Consider the following 6,774-nt stretch of genomic DNA (forward strand, 5'->3'; position numbering starts at 1 on the left):
GCCGACGTCCGCCGTGTCCGCCGCGCCCGGGCGCCCCGCCCTGCCGACCGGCCCGGAGGCGAGATGAGCCGTCGCGTCGTCGGACGGGTTCTGTTCGCCGGCCCCGAGCGACCCCACCGAGCCGCCGGTGGCGAACGCGGTATCGAGCAGGGACGCCGCCTGCTGCCACGGGGCCGCGGGCACGCGGGTGCCGTCGAGCAGCACCACTGCCAGCCGCCTCCCGTCGCGCTCGGCCGCGCCGATGTACGTGTGGCGGGCGTCGTCCGTGAAGCCGGTCTTGCCGCCGATCGCGCCCGGGTAGTTGTAGAGGAGCAGGTTGTCGTTGCCCACCACGAACCCGGGATTGACGGTGACCCCGTCCGGGCGGATGACCGGGCCGGTGTTCGGCGGCGCCTCGGCGGGGTCGGGCGGGCCCGCGCCCTCGCCGGCGGGATACCCGGGGAATCCGGTGGACTGCGTGGCGACGATCTCGGCGAACGTCGGCCGGGTCATCGCGTCGCGGAAGATCAGAGTCATGTCGTAGGCGCTGGACATCATGCCGGGCCCGTCGAGCCCGTTGACCGTGGCCGCATAGGTGCTGCGCGCCCCGATCCCGGCGGCGTGGGCGTTCATCGCCTCGAGCGTCGCCTCGATCCCGCCCATCTGGTGCGCGAGCACCACGGCCGCGTCGTTGCCCGACGACATGAGCAGTCCGGTGAGCAACCGTTTGACGGAGTACGCACCGCCCGGGCCGACGCCCACGAGGCTGCCCTCGGCCCCCTCGAGGTCGGCGTCGGTGACGTGGACGATCCGATCCGGGTCGAGAGTGTCGAGCGCGACGGTCGCGAGCAGCGTCTTGATGAGACTGGCGGGGCGATAGCGACCGTGAGGGTCGCGGGCGGCCACGATCTCGCCGCTGTCGAGGTCGGAGATCATCCACGCGCTCGCCGTCACGTCGCGGGGCGTCTCGAAACCGTCAGGGGCTACGACGTCGCAGCCGGCCAGCGCGTCGCCGCCCGGCGGGATCTCGGGGACGGGGGGAGGGGTGGGCGCGGTCTGGCCGGGCAGCGGGACCTCGGACTCGTCGACCGGTGCGGGCGGGGTCGTGCGGTGGGGACAGCCGGTGATGTCGCGTGGGGTGTCGAAGTACGACGACGAGGTGGTCGACGGCAACACGGCCGCCGGCGGCGCCTCCGTGAGCGGGAGGTCCGGCGCGGGTTCGACGGCCGTAGCGGGGTCCGCGGCGGCGAGGGGTGTCAGCGCGACGAGGGCCGCGATCGCGAGGCCGGCGGCGCGGTGTGCGGGCCGTCGTCGGGTGCTGGTCACGGGTCCAGATTCTATGACCGGCCGGGGCGTTCGTGGGCCGGACCCGCCGTGAGACGGGCCGCCGAGGCGAACGCATTCCCCGCAGCCGCTCCCGGCGATGGCGTCTCGCTCCCGGCGTCGCTTGCAGCCGCTCCCTGCGATGGCGTCTCGCCCCTCCCGATGGCGTCTCGCTCGCCAGCTTTCGACAGCCGCGCGCGGACATGTCGTCTCGCGCGCTCATCGGTACGCGCCAGACGCCATGGCGAGAGGCGGCCATGGGAGGCATGGGTAGGGTGCGCAGTGACGCGCGCAGCGCAGGCCCGGGCGGGCCGGAAATGCGGGCGGGGCCGCACCCTCCGGAAGTGGAGGATGCGGCCCCGGCCGCGGCGGAGTCTGGGGCGCCCCGCGTGGGGATGATCAGCGGGCGAACAGCAGTGCGCGCTTGACCTCCTGGATCGCCTGCGTGACCTGGATGCCACGGGGGCACGCGTCGGTGCAGTTGAAGGTGGTGCGGCAGCGCCACACGCCCTCGGCGTCGTTGAGGATCTCGAGACGCTCGGCGGCGCCCTCGTCACGGGAGTCGAAGATGAACCGGTGAGCGTTGACGATGGCCGCCGGCCCGAAGTACGACCCGTCGGCCCAGAACACGGGGCAGGAGGTCGTACAGCAGGCGCAGAGGATGCACTTGGTGGTGTCGTCGAAGCGGGCGCGGTCGGTCTGCGACTGGATGCGCTCGGCGGTCGGCTGGTTGCCGGACGTGATGAGGTACGGCATGACGTCGCGGTACGACTTGAAGAACGGCTCCATGTCGACGTAGAGATCCTTCTCCACCGGCAGACCGCGCAGCGGCGCCACAGTGATGGTGATGGACTTGCCGTCCTTGGGGAGCATGTCCTTCATGAGGACCTTGCACGCCAGGCGGTTCACGCCGTTGATGAGCATGGCGTCCGACCCGCAGATGCCGTGCGCACAGGACCGGCGGAACGCCAGGGACCCGTCGATGTAGTTCTTGACGTACATCAGCAGGTTGAGCAGACGGTCCGACGGTAGGGCCGGGACCTCGTACTCCTTCCAACCCGCCGAATCCGGATCCTCCGGGTTGAACCGGGCGATCTTCAGCGTGACCATGGTCGAGCCGGGCGGGACGGGACGGTTGTCGGAGTTCGGGTCCCTGCCGTCGGTGGCCTTGGTGGTGTCGACTGCGGTGGTCATCAGTACTTACGCTCCATCGGCTCGTAGCGGGTCTGCACAACCGGCTTCCAGTCCAGCCGGATGTCGGAGAGCAGGTCGAGACCGCCCTCCTTGAACGCCATGGTGTGCTTCATGTATGTCTCGTCGTCGCGGTCAGGGTAGTCCTCGCGGGAGTGACCGCCGCGGGACTCCTTGCGGTTGAGGGCACAGACGACCGTGACCTCCGCCAGCTCCAGCAGGAAGCCCAGCTCGACGGCTTCCAAGAGCTCGGTGTTGAAACGCTTGCCCTTGTCCGAGACGGTGACCTCGGCGTAGCGCTTCTTCAGCTCGCGCAGCTCATCGCGGGCCTCGGTGAGCGACTGCTCGGTGCGGAACACCGACGCCTTGTCGTCCATCATGGCCTGCATCTGGCTGCGGATGTCGGCGGCGTTCTCCGTGCCGTGCGGGGCGAGCATGCGCTCCATCCAGTCGCGGACCATCTTCTCCGGCTCCTCGGGGAGCTCGACGAACTCGTGGTTCGCAGCGTACTCCGCCGCGGCGATGCCGGCGCGGCGGCCGAAGACGTTGATATCCAGCAGCGAGTTGGTGCCCAGGCGGTTGGAGCCGTGGACGGACACGCAGGCGCACTCTCCGGCGGCGTACAGGCCGGGGACGACGTCGGAGTTGTTGCGCAGCACCTCGCCCCGGACGTTGGTCGGGATGCCGCCCATGACGTAGTGGCAGGTGGGGAACACGGGCACGAGCTCGGTCACGGGGTCCACACCGAGGTACGTGCGGGAGAACTCGGTGATGTCGGGCAGCTTCTCCTCGAGCACGTCGGCGCCGAGGTGGGTCACGTCGATGTAGACGTAGTCCTTCTCGGGGCCGGCGCCGCGACCCTCGCGCACCTCAAGGACCATCGAGCGGGCGACGATGTCACGCGGGGCGAGGTCCTTGATGGTGGGGGCGTAGCGCTCCATGAAACGCTCGCCGTCGGCGTTACGCAGGATGCCGCCCTCGCCACGGACGGCTTCGGAGATGAGGATGCCCAGGCCGGCCAGGCCGGTCGGGTGGAACTGGTGGAACTCCATGTCCTCCAGCGGCAGGCCCTTGCGGAAGACCACGGCCATGCCGTCACCGGTGAGGGTGTGGGCGTTGGAGGTGGTCTTGTACATACGGCCCGAGCCGCCGGTCGCGAAGACGGTGGCCTTGGAATGGAAGACGTGCAGGTCGCCGGAGGCGAGCTCGTAGGCGACGCAGCCGGTGGCGACGGGGCCGTCGGCGGTCTCCGTGAGGCAGAGGTCCAGCACGTAGAACTCGTTGAAGAACTCGACCTTGTGCTTTACGCAGTTCTGGTAGAGCGTCTGCAGGATCATGTGACCCGTGCGGTCGGCCGCGTAGCAGGCCCGGCGGACGGGCGCCTTGCCGTGGTCACGGGTGTGTCCGCCGAAGCGGCGCTGGTCGATCTTGCCCTCGGGCGTGCGGTTGAACGGCAGGCCCATGTTCTCCAGGTCGATGACGGCGGTGATGGCCTCCTTGGCCATGATCTCCGCGGCGTCCTGGTCGACGAGGTAGTCGCCGCCCTTGACCGTGTCGAACGTGTGCCACTCCCAGTTGTCCTCCTCGACGTTGGCGAGGGCCGCGCACATGCCGCCCTGGGCGGCGCCGGTGTGGGAGCGGGTGGGGTAGAGCTTGGTGAGGACCGCGGTACGGGTACGCGGGCCCGCCTCGATGGCCGCGCGCATGCCTGCGCCGCCCGCGCCGACGATCACTACGTCGTACTGGTGCTGGTGGACCTGACGATCGGTCATGGGTTACTCAGTGCTCGCTTTCGAAGAATGGGGAGTCCGCAGCCGGCGATCAAATGTCGTAGGCGAGGCCGAAGATGGCGTAGGTGCCCAGGACCAGGGTCAGAACGGTGGCGGCGAGGAGGATCGAGTTGAGCCAGAACCGGGTCGAGTCCTTGCGCGAGTAGTCGGCGATGATGGTGCGGACACCGTTGGCGCCGTGCAGCATCGCCAGCCAGAGCATGAGGATGTCCCAGGTCGCCCAGAACGGGCTCTGCCAGCGATCGGCCACGTAGGCCCAGTCGATGCGCTGGACGCCCTCGTCGATCATGAGGCCGACCGTCAGGTGGCCGAGGGTGAGGATGACCAGCGCGACGCCGGAGAATCGCATGAAGATCCACGCGGTGCGCTCGAAATTGAAGCGCGAGCGGAGGCGCGGGGACCGGGGCTGCGCCAGCGAGGCGGGGCGGTCGTAGGAGGTCTGGAGAACAGGTGCGTCTGCCATGGTGATCGTTCTCCTTAGAGGTGCTCGAAGAGGAGGAAGAGGAGGCGCGCGGTCGCGGCGGCGAAGACCACGACCCAGATCGCGAGGATCGTCCACAGCATCTGGCGCTGGTACTTGGCGCCCTTGGACCAGAAGTCCACCAGGACGATGCGCAGGCCGTTGAGCGCGTGGAACAGCACGAGCGCCACGAGGCCGATCTCCATCAGCCCGACGATCGGCGTCTTGTACGTGTCGATGACCGCGTTGTAGCTCTCCGGGCTCACCGTGACGAGCGACGTGTCGAGCACGTGCACGAAGAGGAAGAAGAAGATCGCGACGCCGGAGATTCGGTGGGCGACCCACGACCACATCCCCGGGTCACCCTTGTAGAGATTGAGCTTCTTTCTGGGGGCCGGACGCGCCGGCGCCTGCGCAGTACTCATGGGCTTGTCGTGCCTCCGAATCGTCTGGGCCTGATGCCATCGGCGCGCGTTCCGGCCCGAGAGCACAGCGGGCGCCTACTAGGACTTTAGACCTGAGATCTGCCTGACGAAAACCAGGGTGGGTACCGTGGTCGGGGCGGGTAATGCCTGTTAGGCGACCCTAAATGAAGTTACCGAGGGGTAGATCGACGTGACGCATGATGAATCCGCAGCACAACGCAGCACTCTTGTCGACACTCTCACGGAAGTGGCACTGGGGGCCGCGCGAAACGCCTACACGCCCTACTCCGGCCTGGGGGTCGGTGCCGCCGCGCTGACCGGGCCTCCGGTCGGCCCTGCCGTCGCGGGAACGGAACCCGGGATCACGCCGCCCCCCGGCCGGGGAGACGGGCGGGATCGGATCGTCGTCGGGTGCAACGTGGAGAACGCCTCCTACGGGTTGACACTGTGTGCCGAGTGTTCGCTCGTGTCGGACCTCCACCGCACCGGAGGCGGGAGGCTGCTCGAGCTCGTCGTCGTCACCCACACCGGCGAGCCGCTCTCGCCGTGCGGGCGCTGCCGGCAGCTCCTCCACGAACACGGCGGCCCCGACCTGGTCGTCCACACCGCACGCGGCGCGGTGCGCCTCGGCGAGCTCCTCCCGGACGCGTTCGGGCCGGGGGACCTGGCGTGAGCGCGCGGGTCGGTCCGGCGCGACGCCATGACGCCGTGCGGATCATCGAGGCGAAGAGGGACGGACGGGAGCTCGACGACGACGAGATCGACTGGATCGTCGAGGGGTTCACCAGCGGGGCCGTCGCGCCCGAGCAGATGTCCGCGCTCGCGATGGCGATCTATTTCCGCGGGATGACCGACCACGAGATCTCCCGGTGGACCTCTGCCATGGTGCGCTCGGGCACCCGACTGGACCTGTCCACCGTGACCCGCGGCGACGCCGTGGTGCCGACCGTCGACAAGCACTCGACCGGCGGGGTGGGCGACGCGATCACCCTCGTGCTCACGCCGCTGCTCGCGACCTGGGACGTCGCCGTGCCGCAGCTGTCCGGTCGCGGACTCGGCCACACGGGCGGCACGCTCGACAGACTCGAGTCGATCCCCGGGTGGCGCGCGGACCTCGACGCCGACGAACTGCGGGCCGTCCTGACGCGGACGGGGGCCGTGATCTGCGCTGCCGGGGCGGACCTCGCCCCCGCCGACCGGGCCCTCTACGCGCTCCGAGACGTCACCGGCACCGTCGCGTCCATCCCGATGATCGCGGCGTCCATCATGAGCAAGAAGATCGCCGAGGGCACCGGAGCGCTGGTGTTGGACGTGAAGTTCGGCTCCGGCGCGTTCCTGCCCGCCCCCACCGACGCCCGCGAGCTGGCGCGGGTGATGGTCGGGATCGGCGCCGCCGCCGGTGTGCGGACCAGCGCCCTGGTGACCGCCAACCACACGCCGCTCGGTCGCGCCGTGGGCAACGCGCTCGAGGTGGCTGAGGCGCGGGAGATCCTCGCCGGCGGGGGGCCCGCCGACATGGTCGACCTCACCTGCGCGCTGGCGCTGGAGGCGCTCGCCGCGGTGGGGATCCCGGACGCCGACCCGCGTGCCCGGCTGGCGGACGGGC

7 protein-coding genes are annotated in these 6,774 nt (G+C 69.9%); 2 read left to right on the forward strand and 5 right to left on the reverse strand.

Going from position 1 to position 6,774, the window contains the following annotated elements; translation table 11 throughout:
* The 5 genes from HMPREF3086_RS07175 to sdhC form a co-directional block, all read right to left on the reverse strand.
* Positions 1 to 1,305: D-alanyl-D-alanine carboxypeptidase family protein (locus tag HMPREF3086_RS07175; RefSeq protein WP_070721027.1), on the reverse strand; the 1,305-nt coding region annotated here is incomplete at its 3' end.
* A 396-nt stretch (positions 1,306 to 1,701) separates the two neighbouring features.
* Complete coding sequence (locus HMPREF3086_RS07180) at positions 1,702 to 2,496, reverse strand: succinate dehydrogenase iron-sulfur subunit (protein ID WP_061228076.1); 795 nt, start codon at positions 2,494 to 2,496, stop codon at positions 1,702 to 1,704.
* Positions 2,496 to 4,265, reverse strand: a complete 1,770-nt coding sequence (gene sdhA, locus HMPREF3086_RS07185) for a succinate dehydrogenase flavoprotein subunit (RefSeq protein ID WP_061228075.1) — start codon at positions 4,263 to 4,265, stop codon at positions 2,496 to 2,498. Before sdhA ends, HMPREF3086_RS07180 begins: the two co-directional genes overlap by 1 nt.
* 49 nt (positions 4,266 to 4,314) lie before the next feature.
* Entirely contained in the window at positions 4,315 to 4,746 is a 432-nt protein-coding gene (locus HMPREF3086_RS07190; RefSeq protein WP_070721030.1) for a succinate dehydrogenase hydrophobic membrane anchor subunit, read from the reverse strand.
* 14 nt (positions 4,747 to 4,760) lie between these two features.
* Positions 4,761 to 5,168 carry a succinate dehydrogenase, cytochrome b556 subunit gene (gene sdhC / locus HMPREF3086_RS07195; RefSeq protein WP_061228073.1) on the reverse strand — a complete coding sequence of 136 codons (408 nt, stop codon included), beginning with the start codon at positions 5,166 to 5,168 and terminating at the stop codon, positions 4,761 to 4,763.
* Between the two features lie 190 nt (positions 5,169 to 5,358).
* On the opposite strand from sdhC, the gene HMPREF3086_RS07200 reads away from it, so the two are divergent.
* On the forward strand, positions 5,359 to 5,841 hold the full coding sequence (locus HMPREF3086_RS07200) for a cytidine deaminase (protein WP_070721032.1): 483 nt from the start codon (positions 5,359 to 5,361) through the stop codon (positions 5,839 to 5,841).
* The coding region (locus tag HMPREF3086_RS07205) for a thymidine phosphorylase (RefSeq protein ID WP_070721037.1) at positions 5,838 to 6,774 on the forward strand (937 nt) is incomplete at its 3' end. The genes HMPREF3086_RS07200 and HMPREF3086_RS07205, both read left to right, overlap by 4 nt.

The sequence above is a fragment of the Dietzia sp. HMSC21D01 genome (assembly GCF_001815995.1).
GTDB lineage: Bacteria > Actinomycetota > Actinomycetes > Mycobacteriales > Mycobacteriaceae > Dietzia > Dietzia cinnamea.